21 protein-coding genes are annotated in these 20,586 nt (G+C 55.5%); 9 read left to right on the forward strand and 12 right to left on the reverse strand.

The window, feature by feature from the left end:
- Nucleotides 1–18: 18 nt before the first annotated feature.
- Both ACWB12_RS10330 and dapE read right to left on the reverse strand, forming a co-directional pair.
- Nucleotides 19–582, reverse strand: a complete 564-nt coding sequence (locus ACWB12_RS10330; RefSeq protein WP_479530077.1) for a TIGR04282 family arsenosugar biosynthesis glycosyltransferase — start codon at nucleotides 580–582, stop codon at nucleotides 19–21.
- Nucleotides 583–604: 22 nt separating this feature from the next.
- A complete protein-coding gene (gene dapE, locus ACWB12_RS10335) occupies nucleotides 605–1,753 on the reverse strand; it encodes a succinyl-diaminopimelate desuccinylase (protein ID WP_479529999.1) in 1,149 nt (382 codons plus the stop codon).
- Nucleotides 1,754–2,050: 297 nt separating this feature from the next.
- Here dapE and ACWB12_RS10340 point away from each other — a divergent pair, with 297 nt between their 5' ends.
- The 3 genes from ACWB12_RS10340 (at nucleotide 2,051) to ACWB12_RS10350 (ending at nucleotide 5,976) form a co-directional block, all read left to right on the forward strand.
- Nucleotides 2,051–3,625, forward strand: coding sequence for a Hint domain-containing protein (locus tag ACWB12_RS10340; protein WP_479530000.1), 1,575 nt, complete (start codon nucleotides 2,051–2,053; stop codon nucleotides 3,623–3,625).
- A 122-nt stretch (nucleotides 3,626–3,747) separates the two neighbouring features.
- Nucleotides 3,748–4,845, forward strand: coding sequence for a Hint domain-containing protein (locus tag ACWB12_RS10345; RefSeq protein ID WP_479530001.1), 1,098 nt, complete (start codon nucleotides 3,748–3,750; stop codon nucleotides 4,843–4,845).
- A gap of 63 nt (nucleotides 4,846–4,908) precedes the next feature.
- On the forward strand, nucleotides 4,909–5,976 hold the full coding sequence (locus ACWB12_RS10350) for a transporter substrate-binding domain-containing protein (RefSeq protein ID WP_479530002.1): 1,068 nt from the start codon (nucleotides 4,909–4,911) through the stop codon (nucleotides 5,974–5,976).
- On the opposite strand, the gene ACWB12_RS10355 is transcribed toward ACWB12_RS10350, so the two are convergent.
- The 3 genes from ACWB12_RS10355 to dapD all read right to left on the reverse strand — a co-directional run bounded on the left by ACWB12_RS10355 (nucleotide 5,973) and on the right by dapD (nucleotide 7,799).
- Nucleotides 5,973–6,611, reverse strand: coding sequence for an HAD hydrolase-like protein (locus ACWB12_RS10355; protein ID WP_479530003.1), 639 nt, complete (start codon nucleotides 6,609–6,611; stop codon nucleotides 5,973–5,975). The genes ACWB12_RS10350 and ACWB12_RS10355 overlap by 4 nt on opposite strands.
- Complete coding sequence (locus tag ACWB12_RS10360; protein ID WP_479530078.1) at nucleotides 6,608–6,907, reverse strand: hypothetical protein; 300 nt, start codon at nucleotides 6,905–6,907, stop codon at nucleotides 6,608–6,610. Before ACWB12_RS10360 ends, ACWB12_RS10355 begins: the two co-directional genes overlap by 4 nt.
- Nucleotides 6,908–6,971: 64 nt before the next feature.
- Nucleotides 6,972–7,799 (reverse strand): 2,3,4,5-tetrahydropyridine-2,6-dicarboxylate N-succinyltransferase, encoded by an 828-nt coding sequence (gene dapD / locus ACWB12_RS10365; protein ID WP_479530004.1) that lies wholly within the window; start codon nucleotides 7,797–7,799, stop codon nucleotides 6,972–6,974.
- A 94-nt stretch (nucleotides 7,800–7,893) separates the two neighbouring features.
- Here dapD and ACWB12_RS10370 point away from each other — a divergent pair, with 94 nt between their 5' ends.
- The gene (locus ACWB12_RS10370) at nucleotides 7,894–8,709 is read left to right on the forward strand and encodes an LOG family protein (protein ID WP_479530005.1); all 816 of its coding nucleotides are present in this window, start codon (nucleotides 7,894–7,896) and stop codon (nucleotides 8,707–8,709) included.
- A gap of 27 nt (nucleotides 8,710–8,736) precedes the next feature.
- On the opposite strand, the gene ACWB12_RS10375 is transcribed toward ACWB12_RS10370, so the two are convergent.
- From ACWB12_RS10375 to ACWB12_RS10385, 3 genes are all read right to left on the reverse strand, one after another.
- Nucleotides 8,737–9,153, reverse strand: a complete 417-nt coding sequence (locus ACWB12_RS10375) for a hypothetical protein (protein ID WP_479530006.1) — start codon at nucleotides 9,151–9,153, stop codon at nucleotides 8,737–8,739.
- An 8-nt stretch (nucleotides 9,154–9,161) separates the two neighbouring features.
- Nucleotides 9,162–10,337 carry a dual-specificity RNA methyltransferase RlmN gene (gene rlmN / locus ACWB12_RS10380; protein ID WP_479530007.1) on the reverse strand — a complete coding sequence of 392 codons (1,176 nt, stop codon included), beginning with the start codon at nucleotides 10,335–10,337 and terminating at the stop codon, nucleotides 9,162–9,164.
- A gap of 113 nt (nucleotides 10,338–10,450) precedes the next feature.
- Nucleotides 10,451–10,954, reverse strand: a complete 504-nt coding sequence (locus ACWB12_RS10385; protein WP_479530008.1) for an invasion associated locus B family protein — start codon at nucleotides 10,952–10,954, stop codon at nucleotides 10,451–10,453.
- Between the two features lie 202 nt (nucleotides 10,955–11,156).
- Here ACWB12_RS10385 and ACWB12_RS10390 point away from each other — a divergent pair, with 202 nt between their 5' ends.
- The gene (locus ACWB12_RS10390; RefSeq protein WP_479530009.1) at nucleotides 11,157–12,155 is read left to right on the forward strand and encodes an asparaginase; all 999 of its coding nucleotides are present in this window, start codon (nucleotides 11,157–11,159) and stop codon (nucleotides 12,153–12,155) included.
- Here the strand turns inward: ACWB12_RS10390 and serB are convergent.
- Nucleotides 12,152–13,024, reverse strand: coding sequence for a phosphoserine phosphatase SerB (serB, locus tag ACWB12_RS10395; protein ID WP_479530010.1), 873 nt, complete (start codon nucleotides 13,022–13,024; stop codon nucleotides 12,152–12,154). The genes ACWB12_RS10390 and serB overlap by 4 nt on opposite strands.
- A gap of 141 nt (nucleotides 13,025–13,165) precedes the next feature.
- On the opposite strand from serB, the gene ACWB12_RS10400 reads away from it, so the two are divergent.
- From ACWB12_RS10400 to ACWB12_RS10410, 3 genes are all read left to right on the forward strand, one after another.
- Nucleotides 13,166–14,308 (forward strand): phosphoserine transaminase, encoded by a 1,143-nt coding sequence (locus ACWB12_RS10400; protein WP_479530011.1) that lies wholly within the window; start codon nucleotides 13,166–13,168, stop codon nucleotides 14,306–14,308.
- Between the two features lie 55 nt (nucleotides 14,309–14,363).
- Entirely contained in the window at nucleotides 14,364–15,959 is a 1,596-nt protein-coding gene (serA, locus tag ACWB12_RS10405) for a phosphoglycerate dehydrogenase (protein WP_479530012.1), read from the forward strand.
- A gap of 86 nt (nucleotides 15,960–16,045) precedes the next feature.
- Complete coding sequence (locus ACWB12_RS10410; RefSeq protein ID WP_479530013.1) at nucleotides 16,046–16,762, forward strand: metallophosphoesterase; 717 nt, start codon at nucleotides 16,046–16,048, stop codon at nucleotides 16,760–16,762.
- Here the strand turns inward: ACWB12_RS10410 and yaaA are convergent, their stop codons facing one another.
- From yaaA to ACWB12_RS10425, 3 genes are read right to left on the reverse strand one after another with little or no spacing between them, the layout of a single operon-like run.
- On the reverse strand, nucleotides 16,763–17,539 hold the full coding sequence (gene yaaA, locus ACWB12_RS10415; protein ID WP_479530014.1) for a peroxide stress protein YaaA: 777 nt from the start codon (nucleotides 17,537–17,539) through the stop codon (nucleotides 16,763–16,765). It lies immediately after the preceding gene.
- Nucleotides 17,540–19,591 carry a DNA helicase RecQ gene (gene recQ / locus ACWB12_RS10420; RefSeq protein WP_479530015.1) on the reverse strand — a complete coding sequence of 684 codons (2,052 nt, stop codon included), beginning with the start codon at nucleotides 19,589–19,591 and terminating at the stop codon, nucleotides 17,540–17,542.
- A 3-nt stretch (nucleotides 19,592–19,594) separates the two neighbouring features.
- A complete protein-coding gene (locus ACWB12_RS10425; RefSeq protein ID WP_479530016.1) occupies nucleotides 19,595–19,888 on the reverse strand; it encodes a YggT family protein in 294 nt (97 codons plus the stop codon).
- Between the two features lie 135 nt (nucleotides 19,889–20,023).
- On the opposite strand from ACWB12_RS10425, the gene ACWB12_RS10430 reads away from it, so the two are divergent.
- Entirely contained in the window at nucleotides 20,024–20,566 is a 543-nt protein-coding gene (locus ACWB12_RS10430) for an acyl-CoA thioesterase (protein WP_479530017.1), read from the forward strand.
- The last annotated feature ends 20 nt before the right edge of the window (nucleotides 20,567–20,586 follow it).

Here is a 20,586-nt window from a genome sequence, read left to right on the forward strand (position 1 = left end):
CACGGCGAAAGGGCGGCGTCATCGTGCAATCTTGGCAAGGTCCGCAACTGTGTCCACATCCTGCAAGGTTGCCACCATCGCTGGCGCATAATTCGGCATTGTCGCTAAGGTGTCCGCCAGTGCGTGTCTTGTAGACCAGCGCACGCCCTTGAACATCCCGCGTGGCGGTGGTGTGGTGCGCTTTAGACCGACCAGCCAGTAGCCGCCGTCCTTTGCAGGGCCAAAAACGGCTCTATTCCTGCCCAATTCAACAAAAGCATCGGCAATGTGGTGCCGCTTGATCCCCGGAATATCGCCGCCGATCAGCACCACTGGCCCTTTGGGAGCATCTCGCAACAGCCGCGCCATCCGCACCCCCAAATCACCGCGCCCTTGCGCTATACGGGGTAGATGTGCGGGCCAGACACGGCTTTGCATCCCTTCCACATCGGGGGAAACTGCCAAAATAACCTGCCAGCGCGGGTCATCCACCTCTCGCAGCAGCCGCATAACCTGATGACGAAACCACCATGTGGCCGACACCGCCCCCATATCGTGACCAAGGCGGGTTTTCACGCGGCCCAAACGCGGCTCTTTGATCATCACCACCAATCGTGGCCGGTATTTAGGCAAAATAGTCACTGATTATCCGTGTGTAGACATCTTTTAGCTGGGTAATCTGCGCCACCTCGACCCGCTCATCCACCTGATGCATGGTCTTGCCGACCAAGCCGAATTCAACAACCGGACAGTGATCTTTGACAAACCGCGCGTCCGACGTGCCGCCAGATGTGGACATCACTGGGGTAACACCGGTTTCAGCTTGAACGGCTGCTGCGACCAAATCAGACAACGGACCGGGGGGGGTGATAAAACTTTCTCCTGAAACTTTTATCTCCATCCCGATCTGCACGCCGGACTCAGCTGCGATCTTGTCCGTCTCTCCCTGCAACCATTCCGTAACCGACGCCGATGAATGCGCATCATTGAACCGGATATTTACTGTCGCATGACATACTGCCGGAATAACATTATTTGCCGTGTTCCCCGTATCAATCGTGGTCACCGCCAGCGTCGAGGCATCAAAATGTTCGGTCCCGCCATCCAGTACATGTGACGCCAGCCGGTCCATCAGGCGTGCCATCGGTGGTAGCGGGTTGTTAGCGCGGTGCGGATAGGCCGAATGCCCCTGCACACCCTTCACGGTGAAATAGGCTGTCATTGATCCGCGCCGACCGATCTTCATCATCTCGCCCATCACATCAGGGCAGGTTGGCTCGCCAACGATGCAGGCGCTCATCGCTTCGCTTTTCGCATCCATCCAGTCCAGTAGTGCAACGGTACCGTCCACCGCATCCCCTTCTTCATCGCCTGTAATCGCCAGAATGATCGCCCCGTCAGGCGGCGTCGCCCGCACAAAATCAATCGCGGCGGCGGCAAAAGCGGCAACGCCCGATTTCATATCGGTCGCCCCGCGCCCCCACAGCCAGCCATCAACAATGTCGCCGCAAAACGGATCACGGCTCCATGCCGCTTTGTCCCCTACAGGCACCACATCGGTATGGCCGTTAAACCCGAAGGTGCGGGTATGGCCCTTGTCCCCCCAGCGGGCAAACAGGTTTGAAACCTCGCCACGGTCCACACGCGTACAGGAAAACCCCGCGTCCGTCAGCATCGCCTCTAAAAACACCAGCGCGCCACCCTCAAGCGGCGTTATCGACGGGCACCGCAACAGATCGGCGGTTAATTGAACGGGGTCTATCGGGGAAATCATTAGTGCCTCCTTGGTCCTGAACATCAATATATAGTTAGGCCGAACACCGTAACGCGCACAACCCCCCGATCCTGTTGCCCGCATGATACATAATCGTTCGCCTTAAACGCGAAAGTGTCCGTAAAGGGTTAACAACGCGGCATTTTGTTGTTTATATCATCATAATAATACTGACCCGAGGCAGGGCAAACGTAGGATCCAACGAGGTCCGAACCGAGCAGAAAATGTCCCCCGATACGGGGCCACGGAGTAAATCCCGAACAGGCGTTTGCGCTGTTTCCGATGACGGAGACAGGCATGGTAGCAGCATCAGAACTGCCAATTAATACTGGCGCCAGCGCAATAATGATGGCCGACGAGATATTTGGCGACGGCGTTACAGTTGTCAGCGCCAGCTATACTGGCGACGATCGGTCATCGGGCATCTATTCAGACGGTGACGCGACAGCCCCTGATGCAACACCGGGCGATACTGGTGTTATCCTTTCCACAGGCAGGGCAAGGGATTTCACCAACTCCAACGGCCAGTCCAACCAGAATACCGGCACATCCACAAACACCAGCGGCGTCAACAATGACGCTGGGTTTAACGCGATTGCGGGTGGCAACACCTATGACGCCTCTATTCTGGATATCGATTTCATCCCAACGGGCGATACACTGACAATGCAGTTCACGCTCAGCTCCGAAGAATATCCGGAATACTGGGCCTCGTATTCTGATATCATCGGGGTCTGGATCAACGGAACCTATGTGCCGATGTCAATCGGTAACGGTGATGCGGACGTTCAGAACATCAATTCAGGCAGCAATGTAAATCAGTACCTCGACAATACATCAGATGCCTACAACACCGAAATGGACGGGCTGACAATTACATTGACCCTAACCATTCCGGTAAATGCAGGTGTGGTAAACTCCATCCGCATCGGTGTTGCCGATCAGGGTGATTCTGCATATGACACTAACCTGCTGATTGCTGGTGACAGCCTGCAGACCACGCTGGTGGCATTTGACGATTCATCCACCATGTATGCAAACGGCACACGCATCGTCGATGTTCTGGCGAATGACACAAACAACACCGGCGGCACCCTGACAATTACACACATCAACGGTGTAGCAGTGACTGTTGGCACCACTGTAACGCTTCCGTCAGGTGAAACCGTTACCCTGAATGCCGATGGCACCCTGACCGTTGTCGGAGATGCTGATGTTGATGAAATCAGCTTTACCTACGGCATCGAAAGCTCGACTGGCGATACCGATGTCGGCATTGTTACGATTGATACGATCCCCTGCTTTGTCAGTGGCACCATGATCCTGACACCGGATGGCGAAGTGGCGGTAGAAACCCTGCAGCCCGGCGATCTGGTGATGACCCATGACGAGGGCCCGCAGCCCTTGCGCTGGATCGGCCAACGCACTGTTCCTGCCAAGGCCAGTTTCGCCCCTGTGCGCATTGCCGCGGGAACTCTTGGCGATCACCGTGATTTGCTGGTTTCGCCTCAGCACCGCGTCCTGATCCGTGACAGCCTTGCTGAACTTCTGTTTGGCGAAGCAGAAGTTCTGGTGGCCGCCAAAGATCTGGTGAATGATATATCCGTTCGCATACAGGAAGGCGGGGATGTGACCTATGTTCATCTACTGTTTGATCGCCATCAGGTTATCTTTTCCGAAGGACTCACCACCGAAAGCTTCTTGCCGGGGCCGCAGACCAGCCATGCCTTTGAACAGGACATTGTTGACGAAATTTGCGCCCTTTTCCCCGAAATAGACCCTGAAACCGGGCTTGGATACAGTCCTTCTGCACGCCGGACATTGCGTGGCTATGAGGCACAAATTCTAATCTCTAACAGTATGGCCGCCTAAAAGTTAACACCACAAGGATACAGCACTTGCCCAACAAACCCCAAACCGGATGCACCCCTACCCCGCCTGTTGCTTGCGGCGCGATGGTGCATCTTGCCAATGGGGATCACTAGATAATGGGAATGATCTGGCTTGCCAAAAATGACGTGACATTGCCGGTGCTTTGCGGCCCGAACCACCCCCCCTCAACGGCGATGGCCCTGCAACCTGATCTAGGGTCGGATTTTCTGGAACGCGGCAGTATTATTGTTGAAGCCAGCGTTGATCGGACAAACCCAAGTGCAATACAATTGCTGCAATGCAGTATTTCTGGTGATATAGTATGTGACTTCACTCTTTCTATAGACAGGCACGGTGCCGTCAAAGCCGACGTTCGTTACGGGAAATTGGCTAGCACCCTTTTGGTGGCAGGAAACACATCCGAAACACACACGCAGCTGCGGATTACGTTTACATGGGACATGCAGGACAAATCGGCGCTGGTGTCCGTCGAAAGCCCCGAGCATGGCACCCTTAACCAGACAGAGATAAATACCCCCCTACCTATACCCCTGAAAATAATTGACGCGCTTTTGCAGCAAAATTCATCTGCCCACACGGATTCCAGCATCACCTTTCTGGGCGTATCAGACCAGATTGAACCAGTCGGGTTCACCCCCAGCATTGCCGGGCATTCCCCAATAGACACCCCGAACGGGCCGATCCCGATCGAGGCGCTGAAGTGTGGTGACCTTGTCACTACCGTTGATCATGGCCCGCAACCCATCCGCTGGATTTGCGAGCGGTGCGTCCCGACACGCGGATTGTTTCAACCGTTGCGCCTGCGAGCGCCCTATTTTGGACTAACCCGCGATATTCTGGTTGCCCCTGAACAAAGGCTTGTTTTCGAGAATACCGAGATCGAGTACCTGTTCGGTATCGAAAGCGTGCTGGTAGAAGCGCGGCATCTAACCAACAAAATCAATGTCGTCCTTGAGCCTGTAAAGGACGACAATATCCGTTTGTATCAGCTTTTGTTTGACCAGCACGAGATTATTACTGTGGCTGGTTGCCGGATGGAGAGCCTTTTTGTGGGCCAGATCGCCAACAGCCCTGATATGCTGAAATCTACTTTGCTAAGTGGCCTACCAACCGCCGATGTCCCGCACCACAAAGAAATGGCACGCCCGTTACTGCGGTCATACGAAGCAATGACATTGCAATCCGCTATCTTCCATTAGCTGTTTTCCGGATTGTTTTCTTCTGCGCCATGTTGCAGTAATACGGCCAGTGGGGGACTAATCATGCGCATTTTGATGTTTTCGGCCTTTTTGGCCAGCGTTTTTTGTTCAGTGGCAACTGCCCAAACCTTGCGGGTTTCCACCGTTACCCGCCCGCCATTTTCAATGACAAAAGATGGCGCTGACACCGGCTTTAGTGTCGAATTGTGGAAGGCATTAATGAAAGACATGCGCCGCAACTCCGAATTTGTGCGCACGAACCAGTTTTCCCAAATGCTTGATATGGTCGATGATGGCAAGGTTGACGCGGCCATCGCCAACATATCAATCACAGCCAAGCGCGAGGGCCGCTTTGATTTCAGCCAGCCGATCTTTGAATCCGGCCTGCAAATCATGACCCATTCCGACCGCTCAAACGGCGCGTCTATCTGGCGCGCCTTGTTCTCAAAAGATCTGTTGCTGGCCATCGCGTTATCTTTTGCCGTGCTGTTTGCCGGAGGTATGCTGATGTGGCGGTTTGAACGAAACCACGAGGAATATTTCGACATGCCCGCCCGCAAGGCGATGTTTCCGGCCTTTTGGTGGGCGCTTAATCTGGTGGTGAATGGCGGGTTCGAGGAACGTGTGCCGCGCTCGATATTCGGGCGGTTTTTTGGCGTGTTGCTGGTTATCTCATCGCTGTTCATTGTCTCGCTGGTGGTCGCCAAGGTTACGGCGACACTAACGATTGCCGAAATCCGGTCCTCGGTCGGCTCGATCAATGATCTGCACGGAAAATCTGTTGGCACTATAGTTGGCACTAGATCCGGCTCTACCGCCAGCGGCTATCTGGATAGGCGTGAGGTGCGCCACCACGGTTATGATGACCTTGAAACGCTGCTGGCCGCGTTTGAAAGTGATGAATTGGACGCTGTGGTTTTCGATGCCCCGATACTGGCCTATTACGCCAACACCGAAGGGCGCAATACAGCGCAAATCGTTGGGCCAATCTTTTTGCGTGAAAATTACGGGATTGTCTTGCCGCCGAATTCCCCTTTGGCCGAACCACTTAATCAAAGTCTGCTGCGCCTGCGCGAGGATGGCACCTATGAAGGCATCTATCGCAAATGGTTTGGCGTGCGCGGTGGTTAACGCGGTAACAGATCGGCAATCGTGGCGGCCAGGGCTGCGGGTGTCTGGCAAATCGCATCAGCGGCAGATAGTTCATCAAGTGATCCATAGCCCCATGCCACCCCGACCGATTTCATCCCCACGGCACGGGCCGCATCAATATCGTGGTGGCGGTCTCCGATCATGATCGAATTATGTGCTTCAAAACCCGTCAAATCCAGCGCATAGGCCAGCAAATCACCCTTATTGTTGCGGGTGCCATCCAGTTCGGGGCCAAACTCGTGGTCTAGATACTGTGCCAGCCCAAAATGCGCAGTGATCTTGCGCGCATAGGCGTGCGGTTTGGCCGTGGCCAGACACATGGTATATCCCGCACCCCGCAAAGACGATAACAGGTCGGGAATGCCATCATAGACCCTGTTTTCAAACAGACCGTCACGGGTATAGCGCTCCCGATAGAGATCAACGGCGACTTGTGGATCATCCACCTGCAGCTGGGCAAAACTGTCAAGCAAAGCAGGCCCGATCACCCATTCCAGATCATCCGGTGCGGGCGTTGGCAGGCCCAGTTTTTCCAGCGCATAGATAAACGATTTAGTGATGCCCGGTTTTGGATCGGTCAGGGTGCCGTCAAGGTCCAGAAAAACTGTTTTCAATTTTCACGGCCTTTTGAGGCAGGTTTCTGATCCTCAAAGAACGGAGTCATTTGCGCCACGATCACGCTGTTTTCATCCAGCGCCCGCTGCATCAAATCCCGCTCATCGTCAGAAATGTCGTGCCCTTGCTCAAGCCGTTCCTGCAACGTGCCATATCCGGTCACATCCAGCGGCGCCATATCGGCCCGCTTCAGGATCGCCACGGTTTCGCGCACAGCTTCGGGTTCGTCCACGCCACTGGCATAGATCATCAACGCCGCGCCGGTTGCGCCCTTGGGCAGCCCGTCGCCATCCATACGGCCGACCTCGACCAGCAGGGTGTAAACCTGTTGGCGGGATGGTTTCTTTTTCTTGGGTTTATCAGTCACGCAACAGCTCGTTAATTCCGGTTTTGGAACGCGTGCGTTCATCCACCCGCTTGACGATCACCGCACAATACAGATTGACGTTGTTCTTGGACGGCATCGTGCCCGACACCACCACCGAATAGGGCGGCACTTCGCCATACATCACTTCGCCGGTTTCGCGGTCCACAATTTTGGTCGATTGGCCGATGTAAACGCCCATCCCCAGAACCGCGCCCTCGCGGATGATCACACCCTCGACCACCTCGCTCCGTGCGCCAATAAAACAGTTGTCCTCGATGATGGTCGGGCCGGCCTGCATAGGTTCCAGAACACCACCAATGCCCACACCGCCGGACAGGTGCACATTCTTGCCGATCTGCGCGCATGACCCGACCGAGGCCCATGTATCGACCATCGTGCCCTCGTCCACATAGGCGCCAAGGTTCACAAATGACGGCATCAAGACCACGCCCGGCGCGATGAAGGCCGACTTGCGAGCTATAGCGCCCGGCACAGCCCGAAATCCGGCTGCGGCCCACTGGTTCAGACCCCAGCCCTTGAACTTGCTGTCAACCTTGTCCCACCAGCCAGCACCTTGCGGGCCACCTTCCATCGGTTCCATATCCTTGATCCGGAACCCCAGCAGAACCGCCTTTTTGGCCCATTGGTTCACATGCCAGCTACCGTCGGCCTGCTTTTCGGCCACCCGCAGGGTGCCAGCATCCAAGGCGTTCAATGTATCCTCGATTGCCTCGCGGATTTCGCCCGTTGTGGCGGGTGAAATCGTGTCGCGTGCATCCCACGCGGCCTCGATTGCGGTTTCCAGTTGTGCGTTTGACATGTGCGTCCCCTCGTAAACGTGTATGGCCTAGTTCGGATTGAGCATATAGACAGAAGTCGAGCATGACACAATGCGACATGACCAAGGAAACGTAATGAATAAAGAACACCGCAAACACCCGATGCGCCACTCAAAACAGGATATCGTGGCCGCCCGCGAGATACCGGACACCCCACAAACCCGTGCGCCATCCTATGCGCTGGCCTTTGCTGATGCGGATTTTTTGTGCCGTGACGAGCTGCGTCCCGTGCGCCTGCAACTAGAGTTACTGAAACCCGAGATGGCACTGGACGAGGCGGGCATTGATTCAACCATCGTACTGTTTGGCGGTGCTCGCATTCCCGAACCTGCGAACAAGGACAGCGCCCGCACCAAAACGCTGGCTGATCTGTCGAAATACTATGACGAGGCCCGCGAATTTGCCCGCTTGATCACAGTGAAAAGCAATGGCAACGGCGGCAAGGAAAACGTGATCGTCACCGGTGGCGGACCTGGCGTGATGGAGGCGGGAAACCGTGGCGCACTGGATGCGGGCGGCGTTTCAATCGGCCTAAACATTGTGCTGCCGCACGAACAAGCGCCGAATGAATATGTAACGCCTGACCTGTGTTTTAACTTCCACTACTTTGCCATTCGCAAAATGCATTTCCTGATGCGCGCCAAAGCAGTCGCCGTATTCCCCGGCGGGTTTGGCACATTGGACGAAACATTCGAGGCCCTGACCCTGATCCAGACCGGCCGCATGGAGCGTATCCCGTTCCTGTTGTTCGGCGAGGCGTTCTGGCGCAGTATTATCAACTGGGAAGCGCTGGCAGATGCGGGTACAATTTCAGCCGATGATCTGGACCTGTTCAAGTTTGTGGAAACGGGGCAAGAGGCGGTGGATGTGATCGAGAACTGGGAGGGTTAGTGGATCAAACGGGTTGCCCTATTAGGTTCAGTCTCTAGTACGCTCGCCCATAATGGCATGGCGGTACTGCTTTTCCTCAAAGCGGTATGGGCCAAGCCTATCAAGTGCCAACAACTCATCATCAGTTTCATTTTCGTAGCTGATGTGGCTCCAAACAATATGTTGTCCCTCTTGCGTAATTCTCGCAGAAATTATGCCACAATCATAATCTCCACATGGGCAAATGTATAAAGCAACCCTGCCGCTTGGAAGATCGTCAGCTCTTTCAAGCAAAAGCACTTCTCTCGTTTCAACATCAGTTGGAACCATTTTGGACCCCAAACGAGGCACATAATAGTACTCACGTTGCTCAACTTCTTTTAGAAGAGAGCGGCCCGAAATAACAAAATCCAATATCGCGCCATTTTTCTGGCTCTGATCCATTTCAATCGCCAGGGTTTTCATTTTCCCTCCTACTGCTGCACCTCAACTTTTTTCTTATTCTTCCGCACCCGTTCGCTTGCCGATTTCAACTGCCCGCAGGCCGCCATAATATCCTCGCCGCGCGGTTTGCGCACTGGCGATGAATAACCCGCATTATACACAATATCGGAAAACGCGCGGATGCGGTTGTTGGAGGATCGCTCATAAGGTGCGCCCGGCCATTCATTAAACGGGATCAGGTTAATTTTAGCCGGTATCCCCCTGATCAACTGCACCAGACGCCGCGCGTCCTCGTCACTGTCATTTACGCCTTTCAGCATCACATACTCAAACGTAATACGTTCCGAATTGCTGGCTTTGGGATATTCTCGCAGCGCATCCAGCAGCGCCTCGATGTTCCACTTCTTGTTGATCGGCACCAGCCCATCACGCACCTCGTCGGTGGTGGCGTGGAATGACACGGCCAACATGCAGCCAATCTCGTCGGCTGTGCGGGCAATTTCCGACACCACACCACTGGTCGACAACGTAATGCGGCGACGTGACAGTGATATCCCCTCAGGGTCCATAGCAATCTTCATCGCGTCCCGCACCGCCTCGAAATTATACAAAGGCTCGCCCATACCCATCAGCACAATGTTGGACAATAGCCGTGCTTCGGGCGGGTTGGGCACGCCAAGTTTGGGCCATTCTCCCAGATCATCCCGCGCCACCATCACTTGGCCGACGATTTCAGCCGCCGTCAAATTACGCACCAAACGTTGCGTTCCTGTATGACAGAATGAACAGGTCAGCGTGCAGCCAACTTGCGACGAGATGCACAGCGTGCCTCGGCCCTCTTCGGGGATATAGACAATCTCGACCTCGTGGCCGCCGTCAATCCGCACCAGATATTTGCGGGTGCCATCCTGTGACACCTGTTTGGTCACCACCTCGGGCACCGCCACCACAAATGTATCGGCCAACATCGCACGGATGTCTTTTGACAGATTGGTCATATCAGCAAAATCGCGCACACCCTTTTGGTAAATCCACTGCCAGATCTGCCCCGCCCGCATCTTACCTTGTTTCTCGGGTATCCCCGCAGCAATCAGCACATCGCGCAAGGCATCGCGGGTCAAACCGACAAGGTTGAGTAATCCATCCGCCGCATCTTTGCGCGGTATGGTCACAACATCCTGCGTGATCGGGGCCGTTGACGTCATTTCATTCTCTCCATCGGGGTTGAATGCGACCCATATAGGATTCGTGCACCTATTACCAAGCAAAACACCCCGCCGCGAAGACAGGGTGCATCAGTAACTTTAGCGGGCTTGCCCTATTTTGCGCAGCGCTTGGCGGCCTCTTCAACAGCCGCCGTAAACCCGAGCAATGAAAACTTGTCTTTGGTCACAGTGCCGCGTCCTGACCGGCCGGTGAACGTAACCTCGGCACCGCGCTTCATGGCGGTGATGATTTTCACATCCTCGGCGGGCGATGCAGGCCACGCATTTTCACCAGAGGTGAAAAATTCATATGTGGTACCGCTGATTTGCGCAGAAACGGTTGACCCGTTGGCAAACGGATAACCACCGGTGAATGATAGCTCCGATTTCACACCGGACCCGGGCCGATATGACACGAACAACAGGATATCACTTCGACGCACCACAACTACACGCCCGTCTTTGGTGTTTACCGTTTCTTTGGGACTGGACACAGCCCAGCATTCTGTCGGATCATCCTCGACAAATACGCTCCAGTCAGTCTTTGCTGCAACGCGGTTTGTCGATTGCTGGGCAATCGCGCCCGTTGCCACGATAGCGATAAGCGTGGCGCCCATAGTTGTTGCCAAAAAAGATTTCATATTTTTCACAGCCTCCAGCTGTTTCTGCCTCAATTTATGCCGCGCCAGTGGTCATTTTAGGTTGACCTTTTCTTCGGGCGGGCGTGTTCTCAAACTCGATACATACACATTAACGTATTATCGCCTATAAATAAAAGCCCCGTTGGCAAAAATTCGCGCAAATGCGAAAGGAAACGTGATGACAAGCCCTATCCCGATGGCCGAAATCTGGCGTGGTGATTTCTTAGAATCCATTCATATGGGTCACGCGGTGATTTGTGATGCCTCTGGCAACATCGTGCAGGCATGGGGCGATCCTGATCAAGTGATCCTGCCGCGTTCCTCTTCCAAGATGATACAAGCGTTGCCCTTGATCGAAAGCGGGGCTGCTGCTGCGGCTGGTTTGACCACAGACCAACTCGCACTTTCCTGCGCCTCACACAATAGTGCCGCCATCCATACTGACCGCGTTTCGGCGTGGCTAAAGGCACTTGGCCTCACCGATGATGACCTGCGCTGCGGATCGCACGACCCTAAAGATGTTGAGGCCCATCACGCCCTGATTCGCGCTGATGAAAAACCTTGCCAGATGCATAACAACTGCTCGGGCAAACATTCGGGTTTTCTGACCCTGAACAAACATCTGGGTGGCGGGCCCGAATACGTCGACCCCGACCACCCTGTGCAACTGGCCGTGCGAGAGGCGTTTGAATACACCACTGGCATGGACAGCCCCGGCTTTGCCATCGACGGTTGCTCGGCCCCGAATTTTGCCACCACTATGCACGGCTTTGCCCGCGCGATGGCCTTCTTTGCCGCCGCTTCCCGAGACGGAGCCACTGTGCGCGAACGCGCTGCCGCGACGCTGGTTGAAGCCATAACAGCCTTTCCAGAACTGGTTGCTGGTGAAGGCCGTGCCTGCACTGAACTGATGTGTGCCATGGACGGACGCGTGGCCCTGAAAACCGGCGCCGAGGCTGTTTATATCGCCATCATCCCCGAACTAAAACTGGGCGTTGCGGTGAAGATAGCTGACGGAAGCTTCCGCGCTTCGGAATGTGCAATCGCCACGATATTGGTGAAATTAGGCGTATTAGACCCTAATCATCCCGCAACTTTGAAACGGATGAATGCCCCGATCAAGAACTGCAACGACATCACCACGGGGTATATCCGACCGACCAAAGAACTGGCCTAGGCAAAATCCTCAAGGGTATAGCCCTGAATATACAGCAGCGCCGTTAGGTCGCCATGATTGATCCGGATATCGCATTCCGCGGCAACCGATGGTTTGGCGTGCAGTGCGACACCGGCCCCCGCCGCCCCCAACATGCCCAGATCGTTCGCGCCATCACCAACAGCCATCACCTGACCCGTCGTCAGCCCCAGCCTCGCTGTGATCTCGTTCAATGCGGTCACCTTGGCATTGCGCCCCAATATTGGCTCGCCAACCCCGCCAGTCAGCTTGCCATCCTCGATCAGCAGCGTATTGGCGCGGCTCTCGTCAAAGCCCAATTCATCCGCCACCATCGCGGTAAACGCCGTAAATCCGCCCGATACCAACGCCGCATAGGCCCCGTTTGCCTTCATCGTTGCCAGCAGCACCTTGCCACCAGGCATATATGTGATCCTATCAGTCAAAACAGTCTCTATTATGGCTGAATCCAGCCCTTTCAGTAGATCTACTCGCATCCGCAATGAGGTCTCAAAATCCAGCTCACCATTCATGGCACGGGCTGTAATCTCGGCCACGCGCGTCCCGATCCCCGCCTCGGCGGCCAACTCGTCAATGCATTCCTGCTCGATCATCGTGCTGTCCATATCGGCCAGCAACATCGCTTTGCACCGCCCCGCGGCAGGTTGCGCCACCAGATCAACACCCATTTTTTGCAAATCGGCCCAAACGTCCCAGCGGTTATCCGGCACCATAGCTGTCTCGAACTCTGCTGCCACATCAGGGGCGAGCCAGACCACATCCCCGCCGCCCCACGCATTTCGCAATGAATCAACCACAGCTGGCCCAACCACAGGATTGTTCGGGTTGCAAAGCAAGGTGACTACAAACATCTCTCATAACCTTTATGTCGTTTTTTCAGGATTAAACGCCGCATATCGCAGATTGCAGGGTTGCGCCAGCGCCGACGTGGCGATAGCACAGCAAGTGGGCTACCCCTCCCCAACGAGGGGCATTATATCTGGAAGGATACCATGTCTATACCTACACAACCGGTCACGCGACCGGCAAATCCGCGTTTTTCGTCCGGCCCTTGTGCCAAAAACCCCCAATGGACCCTGAATGCCCTATCGGACGCGCCACTTGGCCGTTCGCATCGTGCTGCCATTGGCAAATCCAAACTCAAAGCCGCTATTGAAACCACCCGCGAAGTGCTGGGCATTCCGGCCGATTACAAAATCGGCATTGTGCCAGCGTCTGACACAGGTGCGATGGAAATGGCACTGTGGTCTCTGCTGGGCGCACGCCCTGTTGAAATGCTGGCGTGGGAGAGTTTCGGCGCAGGTTGGGTCACCGATGTTGTGAAACAGCTTAAAGTCGACGCCAAAATCACCACTGCTGATTACGGCCAGATCGTTGATCTGAACGCGGTCGATTTTGATGCCGATGTGGTGTTCACATGGAACGGCACAACGTCAGGCGTGCGGGTTCCGAATGGTGACTTTATTCCGTCCGGTCGCGCGGGCCTGACCATTTGCGACGCCACCTCGGCGGCGTTTGCGATGGACCTGCCGTGGGACAAACTGGATGTCACCACCTTTAGCTGGCAAAAAGTGCTGGGAGGCGAAGCGGCGCACGGCATGCTGATCCTGTCACCGCGTGCGGTTGAACGGTTGGAAAGCTACACCCCGCCGTGGCCAATGCCTAAAATTTTCCGCCTGACCAAGGGTGGCAAACTGATCGACGGTATCTTTAGCGGTGCCACGATCAACACACCGTCTATGCTGGCAGTTGAAGATTATCTGGTGGCACTGGAGTGGGCTAAATCGGTTGGCGGACTTTCGGGTATGATTGGCCGCGCAGACGTGAATACTGCGGTGTTAGAGAGGTTTGTTGACGCCCACGACTGGCTGGACTTCCTTGCCGATGATCCGGCTTTGCGGTCAAACACCTCGGTTTGCCTGAAGTTCAACGATGCCCGCATCACGGACGGAGCGGCCTTTGCCAAAGCGGTTGCCAAACGTCTGGAAGACGCAGGTGTTGCCTATGACATTGGTGCTTATCGTGATGCGCCTGCGGGTCTGCGTATCTGGTGTGGGGGAACGGTCGAAACTGCCGACCTGACCGCGCTGATGCCGTGGCTCGACTGGGCCTTCAACGCTGAAATCAACGAATAATTCAGAGCGGCCAATAGGCCCCCTACCCAAACTTCAATTCAAAGGAGCCTACAACATGGCACCCAAAGTTCTCGTATCCGACAAACTCTCCGAAACCGCCGTGCAAATATTCCGCGACCGCGGCATTGATGTGGATTTCATGCCCGACCTTGGCAAAGACAAAGCCGCCTTGCAGGAGATCATCGGCAAATACGATGGCCTCGCCATCCGGTCCAACACCAAAGTCACGCCAAAGCTGCTCGCTGCCGCCGACAACCTGAAGGTCATCGCCCGCGCTGGCATCGGAGTTGATAACGTCGATATTCCGGCGGCTTCGAAAAAGGGTGTGATCGTGATGAACACGCCGTTCGGCAACTCGATCACCACGGCAGAACACGCGATATCCCTGATGATGGCTGTGGCGCGTCAAATCCCCGAGGCCAATGCCTCGACCCAAGCCGGTAAATGGGAAAAATCCCGTTTTATGGGCACCGAGATCACCGCCAAGGTGCTGGGCCTGATCGGGGCTGGCAATATCGGCACCATCGTTGCCGACCGCGCGCTTGGCCTCAAGATGAAAGTGGTCGCGTATGACCCATTTTTATCTGAGGAGCGCGCCGCAATAATCGGTGTTGAAAAGGTCGAACTGGATGAACTGCTGGCACGTGCCGATTTCATCACCCTGCATGTGCCGCTGACAGACAACACCCGCGGCATCCTGAACGCCGAGGCGATTGCCAAAATGAAGTCTGGTGTGCGGGTGATCAACTGTGCCCGTGGCGGTCTGGTTGACGAGGCCGCCTTGGCAGCCGCGCTTAAATCCGGCCATGTAGCCGGTGCTGCCTTTGATGTTTTCGAGGTCGAGCCCGCCACCGACAGCCCGCTGTTCGGTCTGCCAAACGTGGTCTGCACCCCGCATCTGGGCGCATCCACCAAAGAGGCACAAGAAAACGTCGCCGTGCAAGTGGCCGAGCAAATGTCGGATTATCTGCTGACAGGGGCCGTTACCAACGCGCTGAACATGCCATCGGTTACCGCCGAAGAAGCCAAGGTCATGGGGCCGTGGCTGGATCTGGCAGAACATCTGGGATCGTTCGTTGGCCAACTGACAGAAGACCCGATCAAAGCCATCAATATTCTTTATGATGGCACCGTCGCTGCAATGAACCTAGAGGCACTAAGCTGTAGCGCGATTGCGGGCATCATGCAGGCCAGCAACCCCGAAGTGAACATGGTTTCAGCGCCGGTGATTGCCAAAGATCGCGGCATTAAAATATCCAAAACCACGCAGGAAAAAACCGGTGTGTTTGACGGGTATATTAAACTGACCGTTGTGAGCGATAGCCGTGAACGTACCATCGCGGGCACCGTATTCAGCGATGGCAAGCCACGGTTTATCCAGATCAAGGGCATCAATATCGACGCCGAGATCGGTGAACATATGCTCTATACAACCAACAAGGATATGCCGGGTATCATCGGCACTTTGGGGCGAGTTCTGGGTGAAAACAATGTCAACATTGCCAACTTTACCCTTGGCCGTTCTGGTGTAGGCGAGGATGCGATTGCACTGCTGTATGTCGACAATCCTTTGGATGAAAATGCAATCAGCCAACTTGACAACACTGATCTGTTCCAGTCGATTAAGCCGCTGGAATTTAGCGTTAGCTAGTTACCCAATCACAACGAGATGACCAAAGGCCTCTGGACATTCCCGAGGCCTTTGGTTTTGGTGCTGAAAGGAAAAAGGAGCAGGCAATGCGGGTCTATGCAATCGGCGATATTCACGGGCAAATCGGCATGCTACAGGCGGCGCATGAACGGATCGCGGCAGACCGGAGGTACACAGGCGATATAGACGCCCCAGTCGTGCATCTGGGCGATCTGACTGATCGTGGACCTGACAGCAACGGTGTGATCCAGCACTTGATTGACGGGATTGCGCGGGGCGAGCCCTGGCTTACGGTCAAGGGCAATCATGACCGGATGTTTGCGGGGTTTCTGAATGATCCCGATTACCACGACCCGCGTTTAACGACCGAATTGACATGGCTACATCCGCGCCTTGGCGGAGCTGACACGCTGGAGTCTTATGGTATCAGCGCCGGTACTCCGCACAGTGAAGTTCAACGAGTTATTCCAGATTCACACAAACAGTTTCTGGAGGACATGCCGCTGATGCACCAATTTGGCGATGTTGCCTTTGTCCACGCCGGTATCTTGCCCGGTGTGGCGCTGGCCGATCAGGTCGAGGATGATTTACTGTGGATCAGAGGGCCGTTTCATGTGGAGGTGCTGCCGTTCGAGGCGCTGATCGTGCATGGTCACACGCCAGTTGATACGCCCATGCATTATGGCAACCGAATTAATCTGGATACAGGGGCGGGCTATGATAAATACCTGACAACCGCTGTGTTTGAGGGGAGCGATTGCTGGGTTCTGGATGGGACTGGGCGAGTGCCGCTTACTCCGTAATCAAGTTTCCGGATAATCCCGCAAGAAAACCCAACGGTCACCTTCGGACATGCCCGCGTTAAACCGATAGCCGCCAGTGTCAAAATCCTTCAACCCTTCTGGGTCAGTGATCCGCCGCTCGATCATAAACCGCGCCATCGCCCCACGCGCTTTTTTGGCAAAAAAGCTGACGATCTTGGGCGTGCCTGCTTTTTCTTCCATGAACACAGGCGTGATCACCCGTAGCTTTAGCGCATCCATATCAACCGCCCCAAAATATTCGACCGAAGCGCAATTGACCAATGTGTCGGTGCCCATAGCTGTCCCTGCTTTATTCAGCGCTGATGACAACCTGTCGCCCCAATATTCATACAGGTTTTTGCCCCGCGCCGTTTTCAAACGGCTACCCATTTCCAGACGATACGGCTGGATCAAATCGCGCGGACGCAGCAGGCCGTATAGGCCTGACAGGATGCGCAGATGGTCCTGTGCCCAATCCATTTGCTCGGTATCCAGTGATGCCGCTTCCAGACCAGCATAGGTGTCACCGGCAAAAAACAACGCCGCCTGTTTGGCGTTGTCCGGCGTCGATGCATCGGCAAAATCAGCAAAGCGGTCCGCATTCAAACGCGCCAGGTTTTCACTGATCGCCATTAGTTTTTGCAGATCAGTTGGCGACAAATTGCGGCCATATCCCGCCAGTTCATTCGCCGCATCCTGAAAGGCAGGAAGCGTTTCATCCGCCGTTGCTGCCGCCTTTGTATCCAGCCGTTTGGCTGGCGAAATAACTACAAGCATTTACGCATCCTCCCCGTTCAACACATCCAGAAAAGCAGCGCCAAAACGCAGCGCTTTTTTGTCCCCCAGCAACCGTTCCATCGCGGGTATGTCCGCAGGCTTTGTGCTAGCGACTTTGGCCAGTAGCGACGCAGAACAGCTCATTGGTTTATCGGCTCCCTCGGGCCCACGCGCAAGCGCCCCCTGCGCATCAAGCAAACGGTCATAAATCGAACCCGCATCCCGCCCTGCCAGTTTACGGCGCGACGGATGGGTCGGTGCGGCGGCTTCGCCGGTGATGATTTCCAGAAAAATCTCGCCGTATTTCTCCAGCTTCTTTGCACCGACCCCGCCAATGCCGGCCATATCATCCAGCGTCATCGGCTTAACCTCGGCCATCTCGATCAGGGTGCGGTCATTAAAGATGATATAGGCAGGCGCGCGGGCCTCTTCTGCCAGGGCGCGGCGCTTGGCTTTTAACGCGGACAACAGCGGCGCATCTTCGTCCGAAACGAGCGTTTTGACAGCGGGGCGACGGGTGTTTTTAGCTTGGCGGATGGTGTCGCGGCGCAACTTGATCGTTGCCTCGTCGCGCAGGATGGGGCGGGCAATCTGGGTCATGCGAAACGCTCCAAATCGCTCGGAGTCAGGGCGGATCAAATCATGGCCCATCATTTGGCGGAAAATCGCCTGCCATTCGTTGCGGCTGTATTCCTTGCCCACGCCAAAGGTCCGTATGGTATCATGGCCGCGTTGCTGCACCTTATCGGTCACATTGCCGATCAGGATGTCGATCAAATGGCCCGCACCGAAATATTCGCCAGTGCGCAGGATCGCGGACAGTGCCATACGAACGGCCGTAGTGCCGTCAAAGGTTTCTGGCGGGGTTTCGCACAGATCACAGTTTCCGCAAGGTTGGCTGTCCTCGCCAAAGAACGCCAACAGCTTTTGCCGCCGACAGCCCAGCGCCTCGGCCAGACCCAGCAGGGCGTTCAGGCGGGCGTGATCCGCGGCGCGCATTTCGGGTGGGGCGAGGCCTTCGTCGATTTGGGTGCGACGCAAGCGGATGTCTTCGGGGCCAAACAGGGTCAGGGTTTCGGCTGGGGCGCCGTCACGACCGGACCGCCCAATCTCCTGATAATAGGATTCAATGGATTTGGGCAGATCGGCATGGGCGACCCAGCGGATATCGGGTTTATCAACCCCCATACCAAAGGCCACGGTGGCCACCACGATCAACCCGTCTTCGACCTGAAACCGCTGTTCAACCACACGGCGTTCATCCGCCTCCATGCCCGCATGGTAATGACACGCGCTGTGGCCTGCGTCATTCAACGCCTTGGCAATGCCTTCGGTTTTCTTGCGCGTGGCGCAGTAGACGATGCCGGGTTGGCCCTTACGGGCGGCGGCGAATTCGAGGATTTGGCGGCGCGGTGAATCCTTGGCTTCGAACCGCAAATGGATGTTTGGGCGATCAAAACCATGCAGGAACACGGCGGGATCAGTGCCCTCGAACAGGCGGGTGATAATCTCGGCGCGGGTTTCTTCGTCCGCCGTCGCGGTGAAGGCGGCGAGTTGCACGTTCAGGGTTTTGCGAAGGTTGCCGATGCGCAGATAGTCAGGGCGAAAATCATGGCCCCATTGGGACACACAGTGGGCTTCATCCACGGCAATCAGACTGGTGTTGATCCGTTGCAGGAACGCCAAGGTGCCGGAAGAGGCAAGCCGTTCAGGAGCCATATAGAGGATTTTCAAGCGGCCATCGTTGGCGGCCGCATAAACATATTCGGTCTCTTCGTCCGTATTGCCCGAGGTCAACGCGCCCGCCTCGACCCCTGCTTCACGCAAGGCACGGACCTGATCGCGCATCAGGGCAATCAGCGGGGAAATAACGACGGTGACACCATCGCGCATTAAAGCTGGCAGTTGGAAACACAGGGATTTACCGCCGCCGGTCGGCATGATGGCAAGCGTGTTGCGCCCCTCGACCACAGCGTCAACAATTTCGGCCTGTCCGGTGCGGTAGGTGTCAAATCCAAAGACGGATGAGAGGAGTTCGGAGGCGTTTGACACAACCTAGAACGAGTAAAAGAACGAGGCGTTATTCCTGAGGATAATGCGCAGCACGATGATGCCAAGAAAGGCCACCAGCGGGGCGAGATCCAGTCCAGACATAGTAGGCAGAAAACGGCGAATGCGGCTGTATAGCGGTTCCAGCAGCTTGTTCAGCCCGTACCAGACCTGTTGAACCAACGGCTGATGCAGGTTCAGAACCTGGAAATTGATCAGCCAGCTCATGATGATATGGGCGATCATGACAAACCAGACCACATCGAGGATCAGGTTAAGGATTTGGTAAATCGATTGCATATCTGGCCAGCCTTTTGTTTTGGTTCCCGATTACCTAAGCGTCGCACAGCCATATGGCAAGCGGTCTGCCGCCACGTTGTGCTTGACGCGGGCCCTCAATAGAGCAAATTGCATCAAATCTTAAAGGAGCCGTTAATGTATCCGTTTATTCGCATGGGCAAAGAACTGATTGTGCATCGGGCTGCCGCACCGCTGGCGATGGGTGAAACACATGTATCGCACCACATTTGCTGGCCGTGGGATCTGGATTTCTGGTTCGAGCTGAACAACGGACGCACCCTGACCCTGTATGATCTGGGGCGAATTCCATTGGCAAACCGGATGGGGCTGATCCGTGCGATCAAGGATAACAAATGGGGGCTGACGGTGGCGGGCACATCGGTGCGCTACCGGCGCCGCATCCGCATGTTCCAGAGGTTTGAAATCCACAGTCGGGCACTGGGCTGGGATAAACGGTTTTTATATCTGGAGCAATCGATCTGGACCCGCAGCCACTGCGCCAATCAGGCGCTGTATCGCACAGCGGTGACGGGGCCGGATGGCATTGTCGACCCCGCCAAGGTGGCCGTGGCGATGGGGGCGGATGAACAAAGCCCCGCATTGCCAGACTGGGTGCAGAACTGGATACGTGCCGAGGACAGCCGCCCTTGGCCGCCAGAAAACCACACCGTGTCGTAAAGGATTTCTTGCCTAGGTGC

The organism is Profundibacter sp., assembly GCF_056498605.1.

Coding starts and splice junctions, on each gene's coding strand:
- dapE (WP_479529999.1), bottom strand. CDS start 1,753: ATGATTTCCCCGATAGACCCCGTTCAATTAACCGCCGATCTGTTGCGG.
- ACWB12_RS10385 (WP_479530008.1), bottom strand. CDS start 10,954: ATGGGCGCCACGCTTATCGCTATCGTGGCAACGGGCGCGATTGCCCAG.
- dapD (WP_479530004.1), bottom strand. CDS start 7,799: ATGTCAAACGCACAACTGGAAACCGCAATCGAGGCCGCGTGGGATGCA.
- ACWB12_RS10360 (WP_479530078.1), bottom strand. CDS start 6,907: ATGGATGGCGACGGGCTGCCCAAGGGCGCAACCGGCGCGGCGTTGATG.
- ACWB12_RS10410 (WP_479530013.1), top strand. CDS start 16,046: ATGCGGGTCTATGCAATCGGCGATATTCACGGGCAAATCGGCATGCTA.
- rlmN (WP_479530007.1), bottom strand. CDS start 10,337: ATGACGTCAACGGCCCCGATCACGCAGGATGTTGTGACCATACCGCGC.
- serA (WP_479530012.1), top strand. CDS start 14,364: ATGGCACCCAAAGTTCTCGTATCCGACAAACTCTCCGAAACCGCCGTG.
- ACWB12_RS10425 (WP_479530016.1), bottom strand. CDS start 19,888: ATGCAATCGATTTACCAAATCCTTAACCTGATCCTCGATGTGGTCTGG.
- ACWB12_RS10340 (WP_479530000.1), top strand. CDS start 2,051: ATGGTAGCAGCATCAGAACTGCCAATTAATACTGGCGCCAGCGCAATA.
- ACWB12_RS10400 (WP_479530011.1), top strand. CDS start 13,166: ATGTCTATACCTACACAACCGGTCACGCGACCGGCAAATCCGCGTTTT.
- ACWB12_RS10345 (WP_479530001.1), top strand. CDS start 3,748: ATGATCTGGCTTGCCAAAAATGACGTGACATTGCCGGTGCTTTGCGGC.
- ACWB12_RS10430 (WP_479530017.1), top strand. CDS start 20,024: ATGTATCCGTTTATTCGCATGGGCAAAGAACTGATTGTGCATCGGGCT.
- ACWB12_RS10390 (WP_479530009.1), top strand. CDS start 11,157: ATGACAAGCCCTATCCCGATGGCCGAAATCTGGCGTGGTGATTTCTTA.
- serB (WP_479530010.1), bottom strand. CDS start 13,024: ATGTTTGTAGTCACCTTGCTTTGCAACCCGAACAATCCTGTGGTTGGG.
- ACWB12_RS10375 (WP_479530006.1), bottom strand. CDS start 9,153: ATGAAAACCCTGGCGATTGAAATGGATCAGAGCCAGAAAAATGGCGCG.
- yaaA (WP_479530014.1), bottom strand. CDS start 17,539: ATGCTTGTAGTTATTTCGCCAGCCAAACGGCTGGATACAAAGGCGGCA.
- ACWB12_RS10330 (WP_479530077.1), bottom strand. CDS start 582: ATGATCAAAGAGCCGCGTTTGGGCCGCGTGAAAACCCGCCTTGGTCAC.
- ACWB12_RS10350 (WP_479530002.1), top strand. CDS start 4,909: ATGCGCATTTTGATGTTTTCGGCCTTTTTGGCCAGCGTTTTTTGTTCA.
- ACWB12_RS10370 (WP_479530005.1), top strand. CDS start 7,894: ATGAATAAAGAACACCGCAAACACCCGATGCGCCACTCAAAACAGGAT.